Genomic DNA, 26,442 nt, shown 5'->3' on the forward strand with positions numbered 1-26,442 from the left:
ATCTATCTTAATTCGCCTCCCGTTACCCTAAGGCATTTAAGTTATATAATAGTTCAATCGTAAAATTCCATATGCGGTTTGTCTTTTTTATAATAGTTTAATCTGTCTTGTAAAGTGCCAGTATGAAATTCAAACTTATGTCCATCAGGATCAGTAAAATAAATCGACTTCTTATCCCTTTTATCCCTTGGACGACCACTTAATATATTTACACCTAATCTTTCTAGCTCGTTATATATATTATCTAAATTTGACTCTTCTACTGAAAAAGCAACGTGTGTGTATGATTGACTAATTTCATTACGGGGAATATCTTTTTCCAAATTTAGAGCTAACCAAATACCGTTCAAGTCGAAATAAGCAGTGGTTGTCCCTTTAACTAACAACTTAGCCTTAAAAACATCTTGGTAAAATATTATCGACCGTTCCAAATCGGAAACTGAAAATAATAAATGGTTTAATCCTTTTACAAACATCATTTTCACCCCGGAATCAATGAACTTCTAACAAACGCAGCAAATTCTTCCTCTTCTTCAAAAAACGGATAATGGTTGCTATGTAGGAACGAAGTGAATTTGGCATTTGGAAGGTATTCTGCGATTTCAACACCGAATCTATGCGGGCATTGGGCATCATATTTACCTGCATATATATAAGCCGGTATGTTAATGTGCTTCAATTCATCCTTGACATCATACATCTTGCAGTCCACTTTTCTGAAATACGTCAATCGATCCCCGACCGTCTTGCCGCTATTCGGCTTCTCATAAGCTTTATCCATTTTCTCCTCAGAATGAAAAGACATCAAATTCCATTCACGACCTAAAGCTCTTCTTTCCTCCAAAGATACATCTGGTGTATCAAGTCGATTCATGATTTCAACAATACGTTCGAAGTTCGGGTTATTTCTGCAATAGATACTGCCTGGATCTGCACTGTACTCAATGCTTGCCGCAGCGCCTCCAGCGATGATTTTCGTTAATGATCTTTCCCTCATCACAGCATACACAAGAGCTAACATGCCTCCTGTTGAATGACCTGCAAACCCCCATTTCGGTAAATGAAGCGCTTTACGGATTGCCTCCAAATCCAATACGGATTCTTTCATGCTATATTGCTCATCAACTTGCGCGCCATCGGACTTCCCTGCTCCGCGCAAGTTGATGAGGTAGACATGATAGTGTTCTGTAAATGGATTTGCAAATGCATTTCCCCGTTCATCGAATTCACTGTACAGATGAGTGACGGCTAATGGATCGCCTTCACCTTTTTCAAAAACCTCGAAAGTCCCTCGTGCAGTGTCAATAAAACGTTGTACCCACATATTAAAGCCCCCAAATTTTTATTTTATCTAATTATAGTTAATTATAACTCTATTAATTTTGAAAATAAACAAAAAAAGAAAGGGCTAAGCATTTCGGTTGCTTACCCTTTCCAACATGGATGAATTAGACACTTTCTATTCGCTCTCCAATACGTGCAGCCGCCATAATAAGAAATGCAGAGATTGGTAAGACAATTAATGTCCTCAATAATGATCCATCACTGACCTGATCGATACGCCAAACAGATATGGCGTGAAATAGGATGAAGATGACAGAAAATAGCATTCCACCAATGACAAATAATTGAAGCTTCGATTGACTGGGAATAAACGTACTTAATCCTATTCCTAAACCGATAAAAATCGCTAGATATGCATAATTCAAGTTACCTAGGTTCCCTTCGATGAAAGCCTCGCCAGTTATCAAAAACAACAAAGTGGCTGAGCCGTAAACTAATACAAATGAACCAATCAATCCGGCAATAAAATACGTGAAAATAGATTTGCCTATTTGTAGTCCTCCTTCTTCACCTACTAAACTAATACGGTATTCAATTCTATTACGTATGCAGTAGAAAAAAGCAAGCGAAAGAGAGTCCGTTTGAGATTCTTTGTGAATGCGTTATTTTCAATATCAATCAACCGTCACACCAAAAACGAATCACTACTTTCATTCAATATATTCCGTTCATCTGGTAGATATTCGTAGTAACAGTCGGATGAAAAAACTCTATAACTCACTCAGTAAATAAGAGAAGACAATCTGTAAATATTGAAAAGAGTGCTCGTAACGGCACTCTTTCATTATTACAGTTTTAACATATCCAAGACTTCATCCATCTTCAACTGACCAAGATCTCCTTCCTTCCGTTTCCGAACAGAAACCACTTGCCGCTCGACTTCCTGATCACCTACAACAATCATATAAGGAACTTTCTGCTTTTCAGATTCTCTAATTTTTAATCCCATCTTCTCAGCACGATCATCCACTATCACACGATATCCCTTTGCAACAAACTCCCTCTTCAATTCTTCGGCATAAAAAACATGCTTATCTGCAATCGGGATAATTCTTATTTGTTCCGGTGCAAGCCATAATGGGAACTCCCCTGCATAGTGCTCAACTAAGATAGCAAGGAATCTTTCTACCGAACCGAAAATGGCTCGATGGATGATGATTGGGTATTCAAGTTCATTTTGTTCATTAATATACCGACAATTGAACTTCTCAGGCATTTGGAAATCCAGTTGAACAGTGCCGCATTGCCAGCTCCGTCCTAACGAATCTAATATGTGAAAATCAATTTTGGGGCCATAGAATGCTCCATCGCCTTCATTTATTCGATAGGCCATTCCCCGCTGCTTCAGCACTACTTCCAACGATTGGTCCGCCTCGTTCCATAAATCAATGGAGCCCATATAATTTTCCGGTCTTGTCGATAATTCGACTTCATAGCTGAAACCAAATTCTGAATAGATATCGTCAATTAAATCCAATACGCGATCAATTTCTTCCTCAATTTGGTCTTTCCGGACGAATAGATGTGCATCGTCTTGTGTAAACGCCCGAACCCGTAAAAGTCCATTCAATGAGCCCGATAACTCGTGGCGGTGGACTAAACCTAATTCCGCATATCGAATTGGTAGTTCCCGATAGCTTCTACGTTTGTGATTAAAGATGAGCATCGCCCCCGGGCAATTCATCGGTTTCAAAGCATATTGCTGTTCATCGACATCCGAAAAGTACATATTTTCATGATAATGATCCCAATGGCCCGATTGCTCCCAAAGCACCTGTTTCATCATGATCGGAGTTTTGATCTCTTCGTAGCCCGACTCTAGATGCTTCTTTTTCCAAAATTGCTCCAACTCATTTCGTACAATCATTCCTTTCGGCAAATAGAATGGCATGCCTGGCGCTTCTTCCGACGACATAAACAGTTCTAGCTCCTGGCCTAATTTACGATGATTCCTTTTTTCAATATCCATTTGTACTGACATTTCAATTCCTCCTACTTTGTATATAAATAAAAAACCGCATTCCTCCCTAGTAAAGGGACGAATGCAGTCGTGGTACCACCCTGATTTCGCCATGTTTAAACAAACGTGGCGCTCAATTGATAACGGTCTCCCGATCATAGTTTCCTGCAACATGCAGTCCCCTACGATAGCTTGAAGGTGGTAAATCATCTATCCGCTACAGGACTTCCAGCCATGGTCCTGTTCTCTGGTAAAGCTTCTGAAATGATTCATGTCCTTCTCAACGCTTATTATGAAAATAAAAAAAGCGAAGGGCGCTCGCTCAGCTGCGACAGGCATAAGACAGACATGCAAAACGGCGCTTTTTGCCGTGAAGCAGGGCTAGCTTATGACCCGAGCAGCTAGCGCCCGTAGCTGGATTAAATTCAAAAAAACCGCATTCATCCCCAATAAAGGGACGAATGCGGTCGTGGTGCCACCCTGATTTCGCCATGTTTAAAACATGCGCGCTCAATCGATAACGGTCTCCCGATCATAGTTTCTGCATAGATGCTGTCCTCTATGATAGCTCGAAGGTGGTTAATCATCTATCTGCTACAGGACTTCCAGCCAAGGTCCTGTTCTCTGGGAAGCTTCCGAAATGATTCATGTCCTTCTCAACGCTCATTTATTGATAATTAATTGTATTGTATTATATGTGACCATTTTGGTTATGTCAATAGCTATTCAATAATAGCGCAGACCTCTTCCGCTTTCGGCAATTGCATGCGCCAAACGAATCGTTGACACCGCCAACTCTGCATACGTCACTTCACGAGCAGGGTTAATTCGATTTTTCTCCGCTTGTAATAATCCTAGCGAGCTTGCAATAGCTACATAACCCGTATTTGCATTTTGAACTTTATCGGCATCTACGAAGCTAAGCTTATAAATACTGCTATCTTTTGCTGCTTGCTCGAGCCCTAATACACGAATCATCCAAACAGAAAGCTCTTCTCTTGAAATCGGCGCATCGACATCGAAATTCTTACTGTCCGCTTTGATGATGCCGGCTTCAACTGCACGTTCAATCTCCTGATATAACGGATGTTTCGGGTCTATATTATCAAATGTTTGGTTCGTGTTTTCTCCACCGTAGTAATAACCGCCGTAATAGAAATAGGTGAGGGAATTCATAAGCACTTTCAATGCTTCTCCTTTAGAAATGGCGGCATCGCCATTAAAACTCTTAACATCTTTCACGTTCAACACTTTGGCATTAATAAGATAATTCAGCTCTTCTTCCGCCCAAGGATGTGATATCGTTATTGAATCTTTGCCGCTAAACAAGTTATTCCATTCCCCTGTAGCAGCATTCATATAACTATACGGATCCTCGTTAAATACTGGTAAATAGACTAGATCATAATGATTTTCCGTTTGATTTTTAGCATGTTTCATATACGTAAGTTTCAGGCTTAGCGCTTTTTCAAAAATCGTTTTAGCTTCTTGCTCGGATATCACTTTATCGCTTGATGGCCAATTTTCCATTTCTTGATGGTAGACACTTAAGCTGTTTAAAGAACCGCCAGCAGCTATTCCTACACTAATCTGATCGCCCACGACAACAATCCCATTCACAAGTCTAGGGAAGACAAAGTGATAAGAACCCATTCTTTCTTCAAAATAAGGTTCTTCTACAGGCATCGCATAGTTGTGTAGATAGGAAGGAACCCATTCTTTTAAATATTTCACAGCTTGGTTGAGTGCTTCTTTTTGGGAAAGAGTGCCGCCTTTTTTAGGATCTTCTCCAATTTCCTTGAGTAAGTAATCTTTCATATCGTAGTATTGGATGATCTCACCTGTTTTTTTATTAATTTCTAAACTGCCTCCGTATCCGCCATTCGCATACAGATACGTATATTGGACACTAATGACTGCTTGCCCGTTATAATTCTCTATTTCTTGGATCGAATCGATTTTTAATTTTACTTTATCGATATCCACGGCGAGAAATTGTTCGGCAATTTTCTTCGCTTCTTCTACAGTAATGGCTTTCTCTTTTACCGGGAGCGGTTTCGCTACAATCTTTTCAATTTTTGTTTTCTCCGGAAAATCTTTTTCGTATCCGTTAGCAGTCATCCAATTCCCTGATGTCGCTTCAACACCTTGCAATTTTGCTGTTGGACGGTAGATTAGCTCTACTTTTCGATCGCCAGTTTGGTAATCATAGTTAATCTGATAGGTCAAATCTACAGAAAGTTTTTCTTTAACCTTCTTTACTACCTCATTCTTATCTTTTAGTTGTTTGACATCATCAAAAGTAGATGGTTTCGACGGTGGTGACATCTTGTAAAAACTGACGACTTCACCGTTCCCTAGAACGGATACGTCCATTCTTTGGTCAGCAATGGGTACTTGATTTTTTGTACGTGCAAAATTAAATGAGTAACGAATTGGCTCTGTCAATATTTGTTGCGGATAATAATTGAACGAGTCTGATTCTAATTGATAGTCTTTTTCTTTAAGAAATTTCTTCAGAAAATCTTCCGCTATTTTTTTTGCTTCTTCTTTTGAAACTTTTGCAGGGAACAAAGCATCCGTTACATTAGCAGGTTGATAGGAAAAGTATTCAATGTCCAATTCCTCTCCAACAAACCCTATATTCCCGTATACCCGTTTCCCTTGAACAGTCTTAGTAAAATGCAGATCATGCCGCATTGTTTCATCGTCAGGAAAAATATGTGAACTGCTCACATGAAAATCACTATTCGTTAAGAAATCAAACTGTTTAGGGAACATTTCTCGAAACTTCTTAATCAATTCCTCTTTCGTAATAATTGTATCAGTGGCAGCAACTTGGATCCGTACTTTTTCTGGTTGTCCATTCACGGTAGTTGAAGCATTGGCAACCGATAAAAACATTCCAAAAGACAAGACAGTAGAAGTTGCAATCAAAAAAGCTTTGTTCAGTTTACGCATTAATAGTGTATTCCTCCATTTCCTTGGCGTTTAAGTTCAACATTTATATTGTATGATTGTCTTTTGGAGAAAAGACCGAAATTTACAGTTTTACGACAAATAAAAAGGCGCCCGATTAAATCGGACGCCTTTGTTACGCTAATTAGTTGTTTTTCATTTTATCACGAAGAACCATTTGAAGGATTCCGCCGTGACGGTAGTAGTCGATTTCAACTTCGGAGTCAAAACGAGCTAGTACGTCGAACTCTTTGACAGTGCCGTCTTTTGCAGTTGCTGTCACTTTCAGGATATCGCGTGGTTTTACGCCTTCCGCGATGTTTACGCTGATTTCTTCTTCGCCCGTAAGGCCAAGTGTTTCAGCGCTTTCCCCGTTCATGAATTGAAGAGGAAGAACACCCATCATGACAAGGTTTGAACGGTGAATACGTTCGTAGCTTTCCGCGATGACTGTTTTGATACCTAATAGTGAAGTACCTTTTGCAGCCCAGTCACGTGAAGAGCCCATTCCGTAATCTTTACCTGCCAAGATTACAAGGCCAGTAGCATCTTCTTGATACTTCATAGCTGCATCATAAATAGGCATGATTTCTTTTGTTGGCCAGTACGTTGTGAATCCGCCTTCTGTGCCTTTTGCAATTTGGTTACGAATACGGATATTCGCGAATGTACCGCGCATCATAACTTCATGGTTACCACGACGGGAACCGTAAGAGTTAAAGTAACGCGGGCTTACGCCGCGCTCACGCAAGTATTTACCAGCTGGTGTATCTTTACCGATTGCACCTGCAGGAGAAATATGGTCCGTCGTAATGGAGTCACCGAATTTACCGATGACGCGAAGTCCGGAAAGAGCTTGAATATCAGCTGGCTCTTTTGCTAGTCCTTCAAAGAACGGAGGATTTTGAATATATGTTGAGTTTTCATCGAAATCATACAACGAATCATCAGTCGTTTCGATTGCATTCCACGCTTCGTTTTCAGTGAATACGCGAGCATATTCTTTGCGGAAGAGTTCAGGAGTTACTGTCGCTTTTACGACTTCCTTCACTTCTTCTGATGTTGGCCAGATGTCTTTGAAGTATACATCCGTGCCGTCTTTCGCTTTACCAATTGGATTTTTTTCGAAGTCGATATCGACTGTTCCAGCAAGCGCATATGCGACAACTAGTGGCGGTGAAGCCAAGTAGTTCGCTTTTACGAGTGGGTGGATACGTCCTTCGAAGTTACGGTTACCGGATAGAACAGATGAAACGAGTAGGTCATTTTCCGTAATCGTTTTTTCGATCTCAGGAAGAAGTGGACCGGAGTTTCCGATACATGTCGTACATCCGTAACCGACTGTGTTGAATCCGATTTGATCCAAGTATTTTGCTAGACCGGAGTCTTCTAGGTAGCCTGTAACGACTTTTGAACCTGGTGCAAGTGATGTTTTCACGTATGCAGGAGGTGTAAGTCCTTTTTCGACAGCTTTCTTCGCAACAAGTCCAGCACCTAACATAACGTAAGGGTTGGATGTGTTCGTACAAGAAGTGATTGCTGCGATTGCGAGGTCACCTGTTTTCATACCAACAGTGCGTCCATCTGCAAACTCAACATTTGCTTGCTTTTCGAATTCTTTCGGCGTAAGACCGAATCCTTGGTTCCCTTCAGGAGCTACTACTGAATCTTTGAAAGAACGTTGCAATCCGGAAAGTGGAATTAAGTCTTGTGGACGTTTCGGTCCCGCAAGGTTTGCTTCGATTTTCGCAAGGTCGATTTCGATTACATCTGTATATGTTGGTTCTTCTTTATCTGCAGTGAAGAACATGTCGTTCTCTTCAAGATATTTCTTAACAACTTGGATATGTTCTTCTTCACGGCCTGTTAGGCGCATGTAATCGAGTGACTCTTCGTCAACCGGGAAGAAACCACAAGTTGCACCGTATTCTGGTGCCATGTTTGCAATCGTTGCACGGTCAGCAAGTGGCAATTTTGAGACGCCAGGTCCGAAGAACTCGACGAACTTACCAACAACGCCATGCGCACGAAGTGTTTGTGTTACTTTAAGCGCGAGGTCAGTCGCAGTTGTACCGTTCGGAAGTTCGCCAACTAGTTTTACACCGATAACTTCAGGAATTGGGAAATAAGATGGCTGTCCAAGCATACCAGCTTCAGCTTCGATTCCGCCGACACCCCATCCGAGTACACCGATTCCGTTAATCATTGTCGTATGGGAGTCAGTTCCGACAAGTGTATCCGGATACGTTTCGAATGTGCCGTCTTCGTTTTCGACTGCATGCACAACGTTAGCTAGGTACTCAAGGTTTACTTGGTGAACGATCCCCGTTGCAGGAGGTACTGCGCGATAGTTATCGTACGCTTTTTGTGCCCAGCTCAGGAATTGATAACGCTCAGCGTTACGTTCGAACTCAAGCTCCATGTTAAGGCGGAGTGCATCCGGTGTACCGTAGCGGTCAACTTGTACCGAGTGGTCAATAACGAGATCAACTGGGATTTCCGGATTGATTTTATTCGGGTCTCCACCCATTTCAGCCATTGCTGAACGAAGGGATGCAAGGTCAACGACAACTGGAACTCCAGTGAAGTCTTGCAGGATAACGCGGGAAGGCTTAAAAGGAACTTCTGCGTCCTTATCTGCATCCTTGCCCCATTTTGCCAAGTTTTCAACGTGATCGTCTTTGATCACATACCCGTCATGTTGGCGCAAGACGGACTCAAGTAGTACTTTGACTGAGTAAGGTAGTTTTGAAACATTAGCAATGCCGGCTTCTTCAAGAGCTTTCAGACGATAGTAGTTATACGTCTTGCCATTCAGTTCGAATGATTGGCGGCTATTATGCAAGTTGCTTTTTGCCATTGTTATTCCTCCTTTATGTACTGAAAAGGCCGTGAATTAAGATCTTTTCTCTATTCCATCATATGATAGCGACGTTCATAAGTAAAATACTTAAAAATTATAGTCTTCCATAAGAAAATATAATGACCGTAACCGCATATATGGAGGAATAAAGACGCGACCCACTATCAAGTATATTCTGAAAAACATATTCATGCAAAGTTTTCGATTCCTTCAATAGAATTCTACAAGATTCTACTGAATTTTTTCTAAACATATGGCATGATAGAATGAAAGAACGATAAAGGAGTGGGATTGTTGAAAAAAGCATTGTTAGTAATCGATTACACTTACGATTTTGTTGCAGAAGATGGAGCGTTGACATGCGGTCAACCCGGCATTGACCTGGAGCCGTATATCGTTAAGTTGACAAAGCAATTTTTGGACGCAGATGATCTTGTCATTATGCCTGTCGATCTTCACAAAGAAAATGATCCATATCATCCTGAAACGAAGATGTTTCCTCCCCACAATATTGTAGGCACTGCTGGGCGGAATCTTTACGGTGAACTTCACAACTTGTATGCAGAGAACAAGGATAAGATAATTTGGATGGACAAAACACGTTTCAGCGCCTTCGCGGGAACTGATTTGGAATTGCAGCTACGTGCACGTGGGATTACTGAATTGCACTTAGTCGGGGTTTGTACGGACATTTGCATCCTTCATACTTCTGTTGATGCTTATAATCGAGGCTTTGACATCGTCATTCACGAACAAGGTGTCGCAAGCTTCAATCCGGCAGGACACGAATGGGCGCTAGGGCATTTTGAAAAGACATTAGGAGCCAAAATCATCCGCTCATAAGTTGGCTTTTTTAGTGATTTCTTGCGATAGATGTTTATTGTATGGAATTTACGGATATCCATATACTACATAAGCAATTATGAATCACTAAAAAGGAGTTGGTACGAATGGGCTTTATTTGGTTTTTAATTATCGGTGGAATTATCGGTTGGCTTGCAGGCCTTATTTTAGGAAAAGACATTCCGGGTGGAGTGATTGGTAATATTATTGCAGGTATTATCGGTGCATGGATCGGTGGTATGTTGCTTGGAGAATGGGGCCCAAGAGTTTCAGACTTCTACATTCTTCCCGCACTGCTCGGTTCAATTATCCTCGTCTTTATTGTAGGCTTGATAATGAGATCGATGCGTAAAGCGACTTAACAAAAGCGTAGGGCGCTTGCTAAAAGGCGACAGGCATAAGACAAAGATGCGGCGTGGCGCTTTTTGCCACAGAGCTGCTTTGACTTATGACCCCGAGCCAATCGAACTGCGAAGGGTTCGATTTGCCGTATTTCTGCGGCTTTTGCAGAAATTAAGGCATCAGCTAGCGCCCGGAGTCTGGACGTAAAATGTGAAAAGAGCATCAAGAGATTTCACTCTTGATGCTCTTTTATTCATGTTCGAGTCTTTGGTTTTCGAATTCATTAAAAAACCATAAGACGTCTTCAACGTATTTTTCACTATGGTTATAATGGAAAATTGCTTTTTCAATTTCCCCGTCTGCCGCTCCACTTTTAGACAAATAATGTGCGGCACTAAAAATGGCATCTTCAATATCGAAAGGGTCGGCGATTCCATCTCCATTCGCATCGACACCATATCCGCCATATTTTTGAATGACTGCGGGATCAGTCTTATCCTTTTCCGGTATATTTCCTTTTCCTAGCCCTCCACAACCCGGGTATCCCCAACCTACGAATGTGCAAGGCATGAATTGCATATGCCCTTCAGCACCTGCCGGGGACAACAAAGGATCCATCGTTGAAAATCGGGTTTCAATCCGATGATGGGCAGCGAGAAGCGTCCAAGGAACCCCATACTCCTCTGCAGCAGCTTGATAAATCGGAATGTATTTCTCCGGAATCTTCAATGCTGTATGACGTTCCTGGAATTCCAGCAACGTGCTTGCAGACTTTTTAATGAGCTCGGGATTTTGAATACCTGTCCAAATGATGGCTGATAAAGTGAAGGTGGTTACAGCGACAGGGATAAGCAAAACAATCATGAAAACTTTCGTTTTGACGGATAACCCCTTTTTCTTCTTTTTCACTGCACCACCCTTTTCTATTTAGATTCGTTACGATTTAGGCTTTTCTTTAATGAGTACCTTCATATCATTCACAATTTCTTCATAAGGTACATTTTCCGCACCACTATATGTCTTTACAGATACTCCATCTTTATTGATCAAGCTAAATGCAGTCCCGTGGGTGACTTGATCCACCCCAGGTGTTTTACTGACGAATGTCTTAAAAGAGCTAATTGCCAATTTTTCAATTGTTTCTTGGCTATAACCCGTCAGCATTTCCCACTTGCTTTGATCGATAGGATCGAATGCATCCAAATATTCTTGTAAAACTTCAGGAGTATCGTTTTTCGGATCTACGCTAAATGATACGATTTTATAATCTTCGATGCCTTCATCATGAAGCATCTGTTGAAGATCTGCCATATTTGCCATCATCGGCAAACAAACAGTTTCGCAGTTTACGAATACAAACTGGGCAATCCAGACAGTACCCTTTAAGTCGTCGAGGGTTACTTGTTCATGATGCTGATTCGTGAAGTCAAACGGGTCAATCTTATACTTATGATCCGCTTTGAATCCACCCATTGAACACGCGCTCAACAATAATAACATGAACGTCATGACAGATGATAGGAAAACTTTTTTACGCATATATAGACTTCCCCCCATTATGAATACTAACTTTATCATAGTGGATAGATACCTACCAAACAACCGCGCTAGCTATTCATTCATGTCAAATCAATGACGTTTTCGTATAATCACTTCATATTTAATGAAACAAGAGCTTTATGAATCGCTTCGAGCTTCGTTTCAAGCCGGTGCAACAGATAGAATGATACAAAGATTGGAAATCCAATCTGCTGTACAAGATCCAACCATTGTTCCATATTGAAACACCCCCCCTCTCTTATTATAAAGCGTAGGGCGCCTGCCTAGAGGCGACAGGCATAAGGCGAAGCTGCGAAGTGGCGTCCTTTGCCACACAGCAGCTTTGACTTATGACCCCGAGCCTCTGGCGCCCGGAGCTGGATTGCTGAATTTGAAAAGGCCCCCAGTTCGGGGCTGGGGGCCAAATTTTAATTATACGTTTACAAGTTCTGTTACTGTACGCTCCACAATACGTGCGCCTTTAATGGCTTCAAGCGGATAACCGTCCACCTCGAATACTCCGGAACTAATAATTTGCTGCATAGCAGCCTCCACTTCCGAAGGTGTTAACCCATCTTTCGGCTCGTCTACGGTAAGCGATGTCTGCTTTCCTTCTGCTGTCGTAAAGCTCAATTGTAATGTCTTTGCCATTCCTCATTCCCCCTTTTCATCATTAGTTCATAATGTCTGCTGTTTCAATTTTCTCCGCTCCGATGAACGGATACTTAGACAGCTGTGCCAATTGTAATAGAGCATTATGCAAATTTTCTGCAGTTGCTCCTTCTGCGAGATTGCGATAGGTTTTTGATTTACGGATCATTTTCCCATCTCCTGTCATCCCGCCGTCGAAATACACTCTTCCGACTGCATGTCTGAATTCGATTGTCGCCATTTGCTTTCCCCTCCTTTCACACGTTATATAGACGTAGAAAGAGAGAAAGGATACTTTGTCCGTGTATTTTTTCGGAATTGCTCTTATAATGGGAAGTAGAATGGAAGAGGTGAAGATAGTTGCAAGACTTTTTTTTATGGTTCATCATTTTTTGGTGTATCGTCTTAGTTGGGCTTTTCGGAATTGGCGGCTTCTTTATGTTCCGTAAATTTTTGAAAGTGTTTCCGAAGGCGGACGGCAAATCGACACTTGATTGGGAAGAACATTATGTAAACGAATCCCTTCATCTTTGGAATGAGGAAGCAAAAAAGTTGTTAAATGAACTCGTCAGCCCCGTTCCAGAATTATTCCGTGACGTCGCCAAACAGAAAATTGCCGCTAAAATCGGCCAAATTGCGTTGGAGGACCGTGCAAAGATGATAGACTTCGACCATATTATCCGCGGTTACATAATCGCTACCCCAAAACGCGATCATAAATTTTTACGAAGAAAGTTGGACTCGATGGAAATCGATCTAACACCTTATGAGCATTTATTTTAAATGAATCAAAAAGCCTCCATTCAATTAGGAGGCTTTTTCAATGCTGTTTTTTAGTTTGAAGTATTTAACGAGCATTCCAATGCGCCAAGGGACAATCATGCCGAATGCGAGTATCCAGAACATGCCACCTAGCTCGCCGACGTCGATGGAGCTGCTTAATATCAATTTTGCAACAAAACGTACAATGAGCAAGCCGACTAGAATGATTAGGAACGCCCTCGACTTTTTGACATAAAGGTTTTCACCCTTTGCTTCAAAATTGGTCGTTTTGATCAATACAATTGAAAATAACATTCCAACAAAGATCGCTTCGAAGACTTGAGGCAAAGGCACTCTAAACTCTTCAAATAAGAACATAAGTGCACCTGTCGACATGAACAGTGGCGGTAAGATAATTCTTTTCGGTGAAATCGGTCTTTTTGCCGCTTTTGTCCGTACTATGAACGCCATCGTCCCCATGAAGAGAAACAAAACTGTCGAACCGATGATTAAGTAGATTGATGGAATTTCATTAAAAATAAAATCGATAATCTCCTGAAGCCTAAACATGATCCTCTCCCCACTCCACCAGTTCATTCATCCGATGTGTTAACTGATCCATTTGGACAAACCTTGCGAACCTGGCTGTTTCCTTTCCTTTATAAAATAGAAGAACGACTGGGGCGGTGAATAACGAAAGCTGTCCAGCCATTTCAGGTACTTGAGCCGCATTCACTTTATAGAAAGGGAATGGATACTCCTCCATTAGTTCAGCTACTTGCGGATAAAGCCCTTCACAGACGGAACAATGATCCGTTTTTACAAACAATAATAGCCTTTGCTCATTCGCTGATATGTCTAGCCACTGTTCAAAAGATCCGATTTCTTGCATCGGCAAACCCTCCACTTAACAATCAATTACGCCTCCAAGAAAAATACTTGGAGGCTCATTGTTTTCTATTAAAACCCTTGGAAATCCCCGAATATCGGGCTTAGTAAGCTTGTCAGAAAAACGATGCCGTCAAAGAACAGCAACAGTCCAAAGGCTATCATAATATAGCCTCCGATTTTCATAATGAGATTGCTGTTATTGCGAATCCAACCGAGTCGTGTAATGAAAAACGACAAGACGAAAAACGGAATCGCAAAACCGAGCACATACATCATCATATACAACATGCTTGAGCCAGGATTCGCTGCAGCAAGCCCAATGATCGCACCGATGATTGGCCCCATGCACGGTTGCCATCCGGCAGAAAAGGCTAGGCCAATTAACGCTGTCCCTAAATAACCAGCGGGACGATTTTTAAATTGTAGCCGATGTTCTTTCATTAAAAACTTTGGTGTAAATAATCCGATGACCATAAGTCCGAACAAGACGATAAAAATGGCACCGATTTGTCTTAGCAAATCCTTATACTGTATAAAGAAATTGCCGACAAAGGATGTACTGAATCCTAAAAAGACGAATACAACTGAAAATCCGAGTAAAAAGAATAATGTATGGAACATGCCATTTCGATTCATCTTTTTCGAATCTGATTTCAGTTCTTCAATTGACATGCCGGTTATATAAGATATGAATGCCGGATACAATGGCAAGACGCAAGGAGATATGAAACTGAGAAAACCTGCGCCAAATGCTAGAAATATATTTAAATCAGTTGCCATCTATCTCTCCCCTTCAAAGTTCTCCTTCCATCGTATCAAATTCGTAGCCGAATTACGTCTATTTTGACTGTGAATTCTTTATGAACACCGAAAAGCGGAGGGCGCCTGCCTAGGTGCGACAGGCATAAGATAGATCTGCGAAACGGCGTTCTTTGCCGTACAGCAGAGCTGGCTTATGACCCGAGCACCTGGCGCCCGGAGCTAGACAAAGCTAAAAAGCCGGTTCGCCTGCGTTGGCGAACCGGTCGATTACATAGCGTCTTCCATGAGACCGTTTTGCAGTTGGTACATCATATAATAAAGTCCTTTTTGCGCGAGTAGTTGCTGGTGGGTTCCGCGTTCGACGATCTCGCCTTGATGGAGGACGAGGATGAGCTCCGCATCCTGAATTGTGCTCAACCTATGGGCAATTGCAATTGTCGTACGGCCCTTTCGCATTTTTTCCAAGCTCGCTTGGATGGCAACTTCCGTTTCCGTGTCGATGTTAGCAGTTGCTTCATCTAATACAAGGATTTTCGGGTTTGTTGCGATTGTCCGAGCGAATGCGACAAGCTGACGCTGACCGCTCGAGAATGTCGACCCTCGCTCTGTTACTTTCTGTGAATATTTATCCGGCAGTTTTTCAATGAATTCATTCGCTTGGACAAATTCGGCTGCCGCTCTAACTTCCTCGGAAGACATCTCTTTATTGTGCAAGCGAATATTGCTTTCAATATCTCCATAGAACAAGAATGGATCCTGAAGGACGAGCCCAATCTTTTTCCGGAGTTCAGCCTTCGGCAAGTCTTTCAAAGAAACTCCGTCAATGAGGATTTCCCCTTTGCCATATTCGTAAAATCTCATAAGCAAGTTAATGATGGAGCTCTTTCCGCTTCCCGTATGCCCGACTAGCGCAACCGTTTCGCCAGCATTCGCTGTGAATGAGATGTTTTTCAGTACGTCGTTTTTGCCGTCGTAGGAAAACGTCACATTTCGGAATTCAATTGTCCCTTCTTTAATTTCCGTATGCTCTGATTCTTGTTGCGCAGGCTCCATATCTGGGTCATCCATTAATTTAAATACGCGCGACGCAGAAACGAGTGCCTGTTGGAAGATAGACATCCGTTGCATTACTTGCTGTACCGGTTGGAACAAACGTCCAATTAGCGTCGTGAACGCATAGATGATCCCTACTTCAACTGCACTGTCCATTGACATGAATCCGAAATAGCCAAGGACGAACACGATAGCGAACGCATAGAGCAAGTCGATGAATGGCCCTAAAAGAATACTATCGAATTTAATGTTTCGCATTCCTGCACGATAATGTCCTTCATTTATATCATCGAACTCACTTGCTAATCGTTGTTCCTGTCTAAATGCTTGGATCATGCCCATGCCCGATAACGATTCTGCAATTTTGGCGTTCAATTGGCTTAATCGTTCCCGAAGGTCCTGATAGAAATCCGAACTGTATCGACGGTAGACGATAATAATTGCAAGGAACAGTGGCAAAAGTACCATGGAAACGAGCGATAGTTTCACATCAAGTGAAAAGAGCGCGATATACACTCCGATAATGACGAAGATCGCTTGCAGGAAAGTGACGACGACACTGACGAACATATCCTTAATCGACTCCGTGTCATTTGTCACACGTGACACGATGCTGCCTGCCGGCGTCTTATCAAAGTAGCGCATGCCGAGTCCTTGGACTTTCGTGAACACATCAATCCTCATTTGCTGAATGATTTTCAAAGCGATGTCCTGAAAACGAAGCAATTGAAAATACGATACAACGACAATGAAAATCTGCAACCCTATATAGACGAGCGCAAGCGTCATCACTTCGTTTCTCGGGAAGTGAAGCGGCGTCAAATTATTATCGATGAATGATTGAATGATGAGTGGTCCGACAATGCTTCCCGTTATCGTTAGGATAAGGAAGAATAGAGCGATCGAAATGCTCCCTTTATGCGGAATTGCATAGCGCATTAACCGTTTGAACACTTTCCATTGGTCCTTCGCTGTCAATTTTGGCTGTTTTTCCATCTGCATTAGTCTTCCCCTCCTTGCTCGACAAGCACTTCTAATTGTTGCAAGTCGTACATTTCTTTATATTTTCCATCCAACGCAATTAATTCTTCATGCGTGCCCGCTTCGACAATCGTCCCTTCATGCATGACGATGATTTTATGGGCGTGCTGGATGGCGCTTAATCGGTGGGACGTAATGATTGTTGTCTCGCCAGTCCGTGTCTGCTTTAGCGATTCAAGAATCGCTTCTTCGGTTTTCGCATCGACTGCTGACAGTGAATCATCCAAAATGAGTAATTCGGGTTGCATGATGAGCGCGCGTGCAATAGAGACCCGTTGCTTCTGGCCACCTGACAATGAAACGCCTCGTTCCCCTACGACTGTTTCATACCCTTCTGCAAATCCTTCAATGTCATCATGGATATGGGCAAGTCTTGCCGCGTCATAAATCCTCTCACGATCAATTTTCGGATTTGTGAACGCAATATTTTCCGCAATCGTCGTCGAGAATAGGAAATGATCTTGCGGTACATATCCGATTGACTCGCGTAAACGTTGCTGTTTGTATTGATTAATTGGATGACCGCCATAAACGATGCTTCCCTTATATCCTTCAAACTCTCTTAGCAATAATTTTAGAATTGCTGTTTTCCCAGATCCTGTCTTCCCGACAATGCCGAGCGTCTCACCGCGCTTCAACGTGAAGTGGACGTTATGGAGTGCCGGACTTTCATCGTCAGGGAATTTGAATTCGTCGATATCGAAGTAGAGATCTCCTTCCGGGCGGCGATCGATTGCCCCTGTAACGTCTTTAATATCCGGGTTGATGGACAATAGTTCCGTAATACGGCTGTACGAAGCGTTTCCTCGTTCCACGATATTGAACAAGAACCCGAAAGCGAGCATAGGCCATACGAGCAGTCCTAGGTACGTACCGAATGCCACCATATCACCGATGGACATATCCCCCGCAATGATGAATTTTGTTCCGAAATAGAAAGATAGAATGTAAGATACCGCAAATATGCCTGTGATGGTCGGATCGAAAAGCGCATCCACTTTTGCCACTCTCATATTTTTACCGACGACATCCGTCGATAAATCCGTAAAGTCTTCAATATCCTCTTTTTGTTGCCCAAACGTTTTAATTACTTTTATTCCCGATATGCTTTCCTGCGTCTTGTCATTCAAATTGGAGAATGCCTCTTGCGCAGAGCGGAAACGACGGCGAAGCAATCTTCCGTAATAACTTGTCAGGAAAATCATAAATGGAAATGGAATAAGTGCAATGACTGTCAATTTCCAGTTGATTGTTAATGCCATCGTCAAAATGACGAAACCGCCTGTAGAAATGGAGTCGACGAGCGTCAATATTCCCATTCCTGCCGTCTGTTGGACGGCGTTGATGTCATTTGTCGCATGGGCCATCAAATCCCCAACCCGTCTTTTTTGATAAAAAGAAGGTGACATTCTCGTAAAGTGGTTGAATAACCTTTCGCGCATCGTCCGCGATAAAAGGACCGCGGAACCGAAAATCATGACGCGCCAATAATAGCGTGACACGTACATCAGTATTCCGGCAACCGCCAAGATGATGAGCCATTTTGTCAGCTCAGAAGCTGTCAATGTGTCGTACGTAATATCATCGACAATTAAGCCGATGATTTTTGGTGGAAGCAATTGCAATATTGAGACGAACATAAGCGCCGCAATACCAAGTCCATATTGTTTCTTCCGTTGTTTGAAAAACCAGCTAAGCTGCAGTAAGACCTTCACGGTACTCCCCCTTTTCTCTGTCCTTGAATAGTCTATCAAAATTCTGAACAATAGAAAAGGTACGAAACTCAAATTATTCGGATTCTGAAATACTTTTTAGGTCGACAAATGGAATTCGATGTGCTTCGCCGGACTCTGGATGAAGATAAAGATTCCCTTCCAGTGCATCAATTTTTCGGATAAACCCTTTTCCCGTCATGATCGCACCTTCATGCCAATAATCGATGGAAAGTTGCTCATTCCTCTTCATTGCTTCATTTATTCTGTAATTCCACTCCTCTATCTGTTGTTCGTCGGGTTGTTGCCTCGTTTGCAGACCGTCTTCCTTTTGCCAATCACGCAGTTGCTCGACATGTTCGGGCAGCATCATCGCCGTCCATTTGATACGTCCTCGGTCACGAATCATCAGATCATCACCCTTCATTTACAATGTTTACTTGAAATGCCCGCCGATAAGTTTGGAGCGGTGGACGGCTGTTCCTGCGTCTGTGTAGGAAACTGCGCGCAATACGGCTGTGGAGCCGTATTTTTTGCGCAATGAATCCATCGTTGCTCCGAGTTGGCGGTTACGCCATTTATGCTCGTCAAACAAGCTAAGTTGCATGGAATATTCATTTTCCAAATTCGCCAGACTGATGGCAATGCGCCGTACGGGACGGCCGTCGTGGAATTCATCGAGCAGCTGTGTGCATAACCGGTAAATGGCCATCGTATCGTTCGTCGCTTCGTGCATCGAACGGGAACGGCCGAATCCCCCTCCAAGCGAATTCTTCGAATAGCCGATTGACAGATGAACCGTCCGCCCCGCCTTTCCTGCTTCCCTCGCCCGCAATGCGACGTCTTCGCACATTTCGAGGATGACGGCAAGGATGTCTTCGCGCTTCGTGTAATCACGGTACAGAATTTGCCCTTTTCCGTAGCTGATCTGCCCTTCGACGAGCGGTGCTCCAAGGTCGGATAAGTCGATGCCATGCGCATGGTGATACAGTTGGTTGCCCATGACACCGAATTTTGTTTCGAGCCGTTCGAGGGACGTACGGGCTAAATCGCCTACTGAGAAGATCCCCATATTGTTCAGCGTCTTTTCAAGACGGCTGCCGATTCCCCACATGCGGCTAAGCGGCGCGACCGGCCATAGCCTCTTCGGCACATCGTCATACGTCCAGCGGGCAAAGCCGGTCTTTTTCGCATCTAAGTCGAGAGCGAGCTTTGCCATCAACATATTCGGCCCCATTCCGCAGGCGGATCTCAGCTGGAATTGAGTTACAAGCTCATCTTGGATCCTTTCAACCGTTTTTTCAGGAGGACCCCATAGCCGTTCTGTCCCTCCTAAGTCAATGAAGCTTTCGTCGACAGAATAGACATGAATTGCCTCTTTCGGCACGTAGCGGTTCAAATGACGAGCGATTTCCATTGAAACGTCAATATAAAACTGCATTTTTGGCTCGATCAACCGTATGGAAGGATCATCGGGGATTTCATAAAGTCGCATTCCGGTCTGTACGCCGAATTCCTTCTTCAAGACGGGAGAAGCGGCCAGGACAACGCCCCCTTTACGTTCTTTATTACCGATGATGGCGATAGGCGTATCCATGACATCGAGACCTTCGATGGTAGCTGCGCAGCTAGCGTAAAAGCTTCGCATATCAAGACATACGATTTTTCGATCCGGTAAATCTTCGTACATAGCGTATTCCTCCCCATTAAGAACACTAGTTCTATACAGTATACTCCGAACGGACGTTCATATTCAATGGTCCTTATTGCCAATTGAGAAAAATGGAAAGTGAACTGGTATGGCAGCATACAGACTTTAGAGTAAATCAAAGGGGCTGTCTCAGAAGTCGGCGAAAACCGACGTCTGAGACAGCCTCTTCTATATCGCTACAATGGTTATGAAATACAATAACGAGCAATTGTACTTTTCGTAAAAAGTATTGCGATTTTTTAAATGGGGGTGTGCGTGTTTGAAGTATTAATATGTAAATAAATCTTGACGTTTATATGTTATTGTTTGGTACCTGCGCTAGACATTATTCAGACAACACACTACAATTACATGAACAAATATAGAAATTCATCTAGGTAAGATTTGGATGGATTTCTTTTGCGTATTTATTCGTATAGTTGAATTGTCACAATTTGTTCTTGCACAGGTACCCTTCAAGATGACACCGCTTACTTAGCTTTCACCAAGCACATTAGCGCTGTCCAATATCAATAATTTCAAGATTATGCTCTTTACAATGATCCTCGTAGAGTCGCACAGCTTCTCTCCAGTTGAGCATGTAAATAATTTCATCTTTTTCCCCTCTGAATTCCATTGCACCGTCAATGACAGTCATCAAGATTGCGTCTTGCTCTTGATCTGCCGGAACGATTAATGTATGAAGTGATGCTGCCGGTTCATACACAACATCGCCTTCTTTAGCAGTCCAATCATGCTCAATGTACTTCCATTGACCTTGAACCGTATACACGATAACGATGCCGTGATGCACATGAGGAGGAAATTGAATTCCGGGAGGCGCTTTCATTATGGCGATAAATTGACCAGAAATCGCATTCACTTTACACAACTTTACTTCAGTTCCGAAAAACGGAAACCACGGAAGTTCTTCCGCATTCACATAGTTCGCGTCCAATACACCCTCTGCTTGTTTGCTTACTGATTGAGTCATTTTATCCATCCCCTATTCTTCTATTTTAGTATTATGGAAATGCCATTATACCCGCTCAAAACGTACTGATTGTCTCCCTTAAACTTCTGCGCAAAATCTTGCCTGTTGTATTTTTAGGCAGTTCTTGTAAAAACTCCACTTCCCTTGGCACTTTATATTTAGCCAGCTTAATTTGACAATGTTCGATGACACTTTCTGCCGTCAGCGCAGGTGATGAAGACACCACGAAAGCTTTAACGGACTCACCAAACTCCGTATGTGGAACGCCTATGACTGCCGCTTCAACGATTTCAGGATGCTCATACAATACTTCTTCTACTTCTCTCGGATAAACATTGTACCCGCCGGATAGTATCATATCCTTCATTCGATCGATGATGAATACATACCCCTCTTCATCCATTTTGGCTAAATCACCTGTATAAAACCAACCATCTTTAAGTGCCGCAGCCGTTTCTTCTGGCATCCCCAAATAGCCCATCATGACATTCGGCCCTTTGACAATTAATTCGCCGACTTCTCCTCTTGGAACTTCTTGTCCTTCCGGATTAACTACCTTATTCGTCACTCCAGGAATATCAACACCCACGGAACCTGATTTTCTCACACCATCAACTGGATTGAAAGCGGTTACAGGAGCAGTTTCGGACAGCCCAAAACCTTCACATATTTTGACGTTGAATTTCTCTTCAAAGTTTTGAAGCACTTCAACTGGCAACGAAGCCCCACCCGATAAACACAAACGGATTGTTGCGAATTTATAGGCTGACTCTCTTGGTAATTGAAGTAGGTAACTGTACATCGTTGGCACACCTGCAAACAATGTAGCCTTTTCAGTTTCAACCGCATCTAAGATTTCTTTCGGAGCAAACTTCGGTATAATTAGCATTGCCGCACCAGCAGATAGCGGTACATTCATACAAACTGTCATACAAAACACATGGAATATCGGAAGAACTGTTACCATGATATCTTCTTCTGTCGTTGCAGTTAATTCTGATATGGAATGGGCATTGGAAACCATATTCCGATGGGTAAGCATCGCACCTTTTGGCTTCCCCGTCGTTCCAGATGTATATAAGATAACGGCCAGATCCTGTTCATTAACAGCTGCCGGTGCATGTGAAGGATACGTTTCTTGCAGTAAACTTTCAAAGTTCTCCGTATATAAGATTGATGTTAAATTTCGAAGTTTAACGTTCAATGCAGAGAACCTTTCCTCTAACGATTGATGTGTAATCACCATTGTCGCCTGACTGTTTTCTAAAATATAGTAAACTTCGCTATCCGTATAGATCGGATTAATTGGCACTACAACCGCACCTGTACGTAAAACACCAAAATAAGCAATAACAAATTCAGAACAATTTCCCAATACTAGAGCAACTTTGTCACCCTTTTTAATCCCCTTAGCAACCAACATATCAGAAAATTGATTGACTTGGTTTTGAAGTACTTTATACGTTATACTTTCATCTCCAACTATCACCGCTTTGCGATTTGGAAATTTAGTAGAACTACTTGTCAATAATTCATTGAGATTTAAGCCCAAACTCATAACCCCCTCGTTAATAGTTTTGAATAAACATCGGCTTCCACAGCCGTGGCAATGACAAAAACCAGCGAAATTCAATTTTTCATTAATTCTTACAACTAACTTTATAGGTATGCTATAGTTAAGTAAAGTTAATGTTTTTAATGTTTAACATTAAAAAATCTTATATTAGAGGGGGAGATTTGAGTGAATATAGATCGGATTCGATATATTTTAGAAGTGGCCAAATTGGGTTCTATTACACATGCAGCTCAGAATTTGCACATTACACAGTCGGCTTTAAGCCAAGCAATCACCTCCGTTGAAAATGAGCTCGGTGCGAAAATTTTTAACAGGTCCAGAGATGGTACTGATTTAACGTTATTCGGTCAACAAATAATAGGGAAGGCAAACGACATTCATACTCTATATCAAGAATTAAAAGAAGATGCGCATAGATGGAGTAATGAACCAAGTGGTGAATTGAAAATCGCAACTGTTCCCGGATTTATGCCCCTATTTGTCAACATACTAGCAAAATTCAAAAATGATTATCCAGCTATCCTAATCGAAATAGTTGAAAAAAAGGGGCGGGAAATAATAAATGACATTCTAAACAATCAATGTAACATCGGGTTTATAAACATTTACAAAGACATAGCAATTGGTAATGAATTGACTTTCGAAACATTGTATAGAGGTAAATTCCAGGTTTGTATGAGTCGATATTCATCTTTAGCCTATAATAGAATTCTGACACCCCAAAATGTATTAGAGGAGAAACTCGTATTATACGATTCTGAAGAAGTTAATCAATTCGTTAAAAAGTTTGAAAAAGCGCATGGTAAGTTAACTATTTTATTTAAAACAAACAATACGGATGCCATTAGAGCAGCCCTTAAAAATAATCTTGCAATAACTTTTGTATTCAATCATTCTCTCAAATATGAGCCCAGTGTTTTAAGCGGAGAAAATATTCACCTACCCATGTCGCACATAGATTCCTCGTTAGATTTTGGAATCATCAGATCTAAGCAACAAGCAAACTCCCCTCTCGCAAATACATTTCTACACCAATTTCGATTAGAATTAGCAAAAGCTGACCGGTTACCTATTATGTGAAAGTAGATGCGTCACACATAATAACAAAAAATCCCAATCTATAAAAATGCGTGAAAACCTTATGATACGAAGGTTTTCACGCTTCTTCTTTTACCTATGCAATCTGTTAAACCGATTTTCTACGGGCTCATGCCGATTGTAACCATATAAAACACCCCAGAAGTTTAACTATAACTTCTGGGGTGTTCTTGTTTCTTCATTTCATTCCGCTGCCAAATCTCTAACATCTTTCGGCAGCTTGAAATCTTCAATATCATTAAAATAACTGTACGTGGCATTCAGCTTCTGACGGGATCGATAGGAGTTTCCGTCACGGTAGTTTCTCATATCAGAAGACATTTTAAAACTTGTCACGTATGAAGTACTTTTATTGAAAGTGATGACCAAATCCAGTTTATCGACGATGTTGAACCCGTCTTCACGTGGTCCGATATCCGGGAATAGCTTCTTGAACCGTTTGAATCCATCGCGGTCCAACGTCAATCTCAATGCATATCCGTACTCGATTGGCTCCAGGACAAATTCGTCCTCGAACTCTTTGAACTTTGACACATCGAGGATTGGATAAGCTTCAGCGACTAATGAACCGAACAATTCTTCGACTGAACCGGAAGACAATTCATCCCACTCGTTTTTGTGCTCGTCAGTTACAAAGACACGATCTCCTACTTGGTACACATCCATCTTATATGCCTTCACGCCACGTGGAGCGACTTGTGACTGCAAATGAACTTTCGCAGGGTCAAGGAAAGCCTCAACTTTCATATCGAATTTCACGCCGGATTTCACGTTATTTTCAATATCGCCATCATAAACAGTAACCGCGTAATCATCAAACACGATATGCGAACGGACAGCTTTCAATGAGTTGTCCATCGCTTCTTGGGATTTATCGAGTAAATCTCCAGCTGTCATTTTCTTTTGTGTCCCTTGAGCCCCTCCTAAACTGCTGCAAGCAGCTAGAAGAAAAACGAGTGAACTGACAGCAAGGACACTAATTAATTTTTTCACATGTAAACTTCCTCTCTACAAAACCTACGTTCATTTTACTGGAAGATGCACACTTCATCAATCCTTTAGACGGATATTCCGGAAGAGAAGTTGCATGCATCGCGAATATCGAAAGAGTTCTCGTTCTTTCGGACAAAGTTCTCTTTTATTCCGGAAGAGTTCTCATTCGTGCAGATAAAGTTCTCGTTCATACCCGAAAATGCCATATATCCGTCGTGAATTCATCAATGGCGATAAGATTTGGCGTATAACCGATTCCTGGCGCGGTCGGCACCGTTATGTATCCATCTTCCACAATTACTTCCGGCTCAATAATATCCTTTTCCCAATAACGAGATGAGCCTGCCGTATCGCCTGGAAGAATGAAATTCGGCAGCGACGTCAATGCGATATTATGAGCGCGTCCGATTCCTGCCTCCAGCATACCGCCACACCAGACAGGCACACCTTTTTCCATACAGTAGTCATGGATTCGCTTCGCCTCGGCCAAGCCGCCGACTCTCCCTATTTTCACGTTAATGACTTTAGTGCTCCCTAGCTCAATCGCTTTCCGCACATCTTCCAATGAATGAATGCTTTCATCAAGACAGATCGGAGTCTTCAACAGCTTTTGCAATACAGCGTGGTCAATAATATCATCATGTGCGAGCGGCTGCTCAATCATTAAAAGGTCGAACTCGTCCAACTGCTTTAACAAGTTGATATCATCCAACGTATAAGCTGAGTTCGCATCCGCCATAAGTGGGACGTCTGGGAAAGCGTTCCTTAATCCACGGAGAATAGTAATTTCTGCTCCAGGTTTAATTTTCACTTTTATACGTTTATAGCCTTCCTCCAAATAACGTTGCACACGCTCAATCAAATCGGCCATATTATTTTGTATACCGACGCTAATGCCAACTTCAATCTGCTGACGTCGGCCGCCAAGTGCTTCGGCCAAAGAGATTCCTTTCCGCTTTGCGTACAAATCCCAGATAGCGCATTCTATAGCGGCCTTCGCCATATTATTTCCGCGGATAGGAGCAAACAGCTTGCTTACTTGCTCGGGATGGTCGATTTGTTTCCCAAGGAGCAAAGGGATTAAGAAATCACGGAGAATATGCAAATTCGTTTCAACCGTTTCTTCCGTATACCACGGGGCATCGAATGCTACTGATTCTCCCCAGCCGATGTTCCCAAGCTCATCATGTACTTCCAGCAGAAGAAACTGCTTGTCCTGCATCGTTCCGAAACTTGTTGAAAAAGGTTCCTTCATTCTCATTTTCATCTTACGGATTGTCACTTCTGTAATTTGCAAAACGATACCCCTTCCCTAATTAATGCATAAAAGACACCTTGCCGTCTCCGACAAGATGCCTGTACTACTTATC

26 protein-coding genes and 1 other annotated feature are annotated in these 26,442 nt (G+C 42.2%); of the genes, 4 read left to right on the forward strand and 22 right to left on the reverse strand.

The genetic code is table 11. The features are described from left to right. Nucleotides 1–53: 53 nt before the first annotated feature. The 6 genes from fosM to acnA all read right to left on the reverse strand — a co-directional run bounded on the left by fosM (nt 54) and on the right by acnA (nt 9,122). Nucleotides 54–476, reverse strand: coding sequence for a FosM family fosfomycin resistance protein (fosM, locus tag QM454_RS13765; RefSeq protein ID WP_432358938.1), 423 nt, complete (start codon nt 474–476; stop codon nt 54–56). A gap of 5 nt (nt 477–481) precedes the next feature. Further along, nucleotides 482–1,324 (reverse strand): alpha/beta fold hydrolase, encoded by an 843-nt coding sequence (locus QM454_RS13770; RefSeq protein ID WP_432358940.1) that lies wholly within the window; start codon nt 1,322–1,324, stop codon nt 482–484. Between the two features lie 124 nt (nt 1,325–1,448). Continuing rightward, nucleotides 1,449–1,709, reverse strand: coding sequence for a hypothetical protein (locus QM454_RS13775; protein WP_432358942.1), 261 nt, complete (start codon nt 1,707–1,709; stop codon nt 1,449–1,451). Between the two features lie 422 nt (nt 1,710–2,131). Continuing rightward, the gene (gene thrS, locus QM454_RS13780) at nt 2,132–3,325 is read right to left on the reverse strand and encodes a threonine--tRNA ligase (protein ID WP_432358944.1); all 1,194 of its coding nucleotides are present in this window, start codon (nt 3,323–3,325) and stop codon (nt 2,132–2,134) included. Between the two features lie 429 nt (nt 3,326–3,754). Then, nucleotides 3,755–3,973 (reverse strand) — a binding site (T-box leader). A gap of 57 nt (nt 3,974–4,030) precedes the next feature. Further along, a complete protein-coding gene (locus QM454_RS13785) occupies nt 4,031–6,265 on the reverse strand; it encodes a YcdB/YcdC domain-containing protein (RefSeq protein WP_432358945.1) in 2,235 nt (744 codons plus the stop codon). A 142-nt stretch (nt 6,266–6,407) separates the two neighbouring features. Continuing rightward, the gene (gene acnA / locus QM454_RS13790; RefSeq protein WP_432358947.1) at nt 6,408–9,122 is read right to left on the reverse strand and encodes an aconitate hydratase AcnA; all 2,715 of its coding nucleotides are present in this window, start codon (nt 9,120–9,122) and stop codon (nt 6,408–6,410) included. A gap of 297 nt (nt 9,123–9,419) precedes the next feature. Between acnA and QM454_RS13795 the strand changes: the two genes are divergently transcribed. Continuing rightward, nucleotides 9,420–9,968, forward strand: a complete 549-nt coding sequence (locus tag QM454_RS13795; RefSeq protein ID WP_432358948.1) for a cysteine hydrolase family protein — start codon at nt 9,420–9,422, stop codon at nt 9,966–9,968. A gap of 107 nt (nt 9,969–10,075) precedes the next feature. Next, a complete protein-coding gene (locus QM454_RS13800; RefSeq protein ID WP_432358950.1) occupies nt 10,076–10,330 on the forward strand; it encodes a GlsB/YeaQ/YmgE family stress response membrane protein in 255 nt (84 codons plus the stop codon). Nucleotides 10,331–10,559: 229 nt separating this feature from the next. On the opposite strand, the gene QM454_RS13805 is transcribed toward QM454_RS13800, so the two are convergent. The 5 genes from QM454_RS13805 to QM454_RS13825 all read right to left on the reverse strand — a co-directional run bounded on the left by QM454_RS13805 (nt 10,560) and on the right by QM454_RS13825 (nt 12,741). Continuing rightward, nucleotides 10,560–11,219 (reverse strand): lytic transglycosylase domain-containing protein, encoded by a 660-nt coding sequence (locus tag QM454_RS13805; RefSeq protein WP_432358951.1) that lies wholly within the window; start codon nt 11,217–11,219, stop codon nt 10,560–10,562. Between the two features lie 27 nt (nt 11,220–11,246). Then, a complete protein-coding gene (locus QM454_RS13810; RefSeq protein WP_432358953.1) occupies nt 11,247–11,849 on the reverse strand; it encodes an SCO family protein in 603 nt (200 codons plus the stop codon). 110 nt (nt 11,850–11,959) lie between these two features. Next, complete coding sequence (locus QM454_RS13815; RefSeq protein ID WP_432358955.1) at nt 11,960–12,088, reverse strand: YvrJ family protein; 129 nt, start codon at nt 12,086–12,088, stop codon at nt 11,960–11,962. 193 nt (nt 12,089–12,281) lie between these two features. Beyond that, the gene (locus QM454_RS13820) at nt 12,282–12,500 is read right to left on the reverse strand and encodes a DUF2922 domain-containing protein (protein ID WP_432358956.1); all 219 of its coding nucleotides are present in this window, start codon (nt 12,498–12,500) and stop codon (nt 12,282–12,284) included. Nucleotides 12,501–12,522: 22 nt separating this feature from the next. Continuing rightward, nucleotides 12,523–12,741, reverse strand: a complete 219-nt coding sequence (locus tag QM454_RS13825) for a DUF1659 domain-containing protein (protein WP_432358958.1) — start codon at nt 12,739–12,741, stop codon at nt 12,523–12,525. 119 nt (nt 12,742–12,860) lie between these two features. Between QM454_RS13825 and QM454_RS13830 the strand changes: the two genes are divergently transcribed. Beyond that, on the forward strand, nt 12,861–13,283 hold the full coding sequence (locus tag QM454_RS13830) for a DUF2621 domain-containing protein (RefSeq protein ID WP_432358960.1): 423 nt from the start codon (nt 12,861–12,863) through the stop codon (nt 13,281–13,283). 24 nt (nt 13,284–13,307) lie between these two features. Here QM454_RS13830 and QM454_RS13835 read toward each other — a convergent pair whose 3' ends face one another. The 9 genes from QM454_RS13835 to QM454_RS13875 all read right to left on the reverse strand — a co-directional run bounded on the left by QM454_RS13835 (nt 13,308) and on the right by QM454_RS13875 (nt 22,957). Continuing rightward, nucleotides 13,308–13,832 (reverse strand): CcdC family protein, encoded by a 525-nt coding sequence (locus QM454_RS13835; RefSeq protein WP_432358962.1) that lies wholly within the window; start codon nt 13,830–13,832, stop codon nt 13,308–13,310. Beyond that, nucleotides 13,825–14,154 (reverse strand): thioredoxin family protein, encoded by a 330-nt coding sequence (locus QM454_RS13840; protein WP_432358963.1) that lies wholly within the window; start codon nt 14,152–14,154, stop codon nt 13,825–13,827. The genes QM454_RS13835 and QM454_RS13840 overlap by 8 nt, the downstream gene beginning before the upstream one ends. A 68-nt stretch (nt 14,155–14,222) precedes the next feature. Continuing rightward, a complete protein-coding gene (locus tag QM454_RS13845) occupies nt 14,223–14,933 on the reverse strand; it encodes a cytochrome c biogenesis CcdA family protein (RefSeq protein ID WP_432358965.1) in 711 nt (236 codons plus the stop codon). A 249-nt stretch (nt 14,934–15,182) separates the two neighbouring features. Next, on the reverse strand, nt 15,183–16,964 hold the full coding sequence (locus QM454_RS13850) for an ABC transporter ATP-binding protein (RefSeq protein WP_432364019.1): 1,782 nt from the start codon (nt 16,962–16,964) through the stop codon (nt 15,183–15,185). A 5-nt stretch (nt 16,965–16,969) separates the two neighbouring features. After that, entirely contained in the window at nt 16,970–18,724 is a 1,755-nt protein-coding gene (locus QM454_RS13855) for an ABC transporter ATP-binding protein (RefSeq protein ID WP_432358967.1), read from the reverse strand. Between the two features lie 73 nt (nt 18,725–18,797). Continuing rightward, nucleotides 18,798–19,130: a YolD-like family protein gene (locus tag QM454_RS13860; protein WP_432358969.1), complete on the reverse strand. Its 333-nt coding sequence runs from the start codon at nt 19,128–19,130 to the stop codon at nt 18,798–18,800. Between the two features lie 27 nt (nt 19,131–19,157). Continuing rightward, entirely contained in the window at nt 19,158–20,411 is a 1,254-nt protein-coding gene (locus QM454_RS13865) for a DNA polymerase thumb domain-containing protein (RefSeq protein ID WP_432358971.1), read from the reverse strand. Nucleotides 20,412–20,925: 514 nt separating this feature from the next. Continuing rightward, entirely contained in the window at nt 20,926–21,405 is a 480-nt protein-coding gene (locus QM454_RS13870) for a 2,4'-dihydroxyacetophenone dioxygenase family protein (RefSeq protein WP_432358973.1), read from the reverse strand. A 55-nt stretch (nt 21,406–21,460) separates the two neighbouring features. Next, nucleotides 21,461–22,957, reverse strand: coding sequence for a long-chain-fatty-acid--CoA ligase (locus QM454_RS13875; RefSeq protein WP_432358975.1), 1,497 nt, complete (start codon nt 22,955–22,957; stop codon nt 21,461–21,463). Between the two features lie 189 nt (nt 22,958–23,146). Between QM454_RS13875 and QM454_RS13880 the strand changes: the two genes are divergently transcribed. Next, a complete protein-coding gene (locus QM454_RS13880; protein WP_432358977.1) occupies nt 23,147–24,061 on the forward strand; it encodes a LysR family transcriptional regulator in 915 nt (304 codons plus the stop codon). A gap of 201 nt (nt 24,062–24,262) precedes the next feature. Here QM454_RS13880 and QM454_RS13885 read toward each other — a convergent pair whose 3' ends face one another. Beyond that, nucleotides 24,263–25,072: a DUF6612 family protein gene (locus QM454_RS13885; RefSeq protein WP_432358978.1), complete on the reverse strand. Its 810-nt coding sequence runs from the start codon at nt 25,070–25,072 to the stop codon at nt 24,263–24,265. A 187-nt stretch (nt 25,073–25,259) separates the two neighbouring features. Continuing rightward, nucleotides 25,260–26,369, reverse strand: a complete 1,110-nt coding sequence (gene menC, locus QM454_RS13890; RefSeq protein ID WP_432358979.1) for an o-succinylbenzoate synthase — start codon at nt 26,367–26,369, stop codon at nt 25,260–25,262. Nucleotides 26,370–26,442: the final 73 nt, after the last annotated feature.

Origin of the sequence: Sporosarcina sp. UB5 (genome assembly GCF_050859005.1) — a bacterium.
Lineage (GTDB): Bacteria > Bacillota > Bacilli > Bacillales_A > Planococcaceae > Sporosarcina.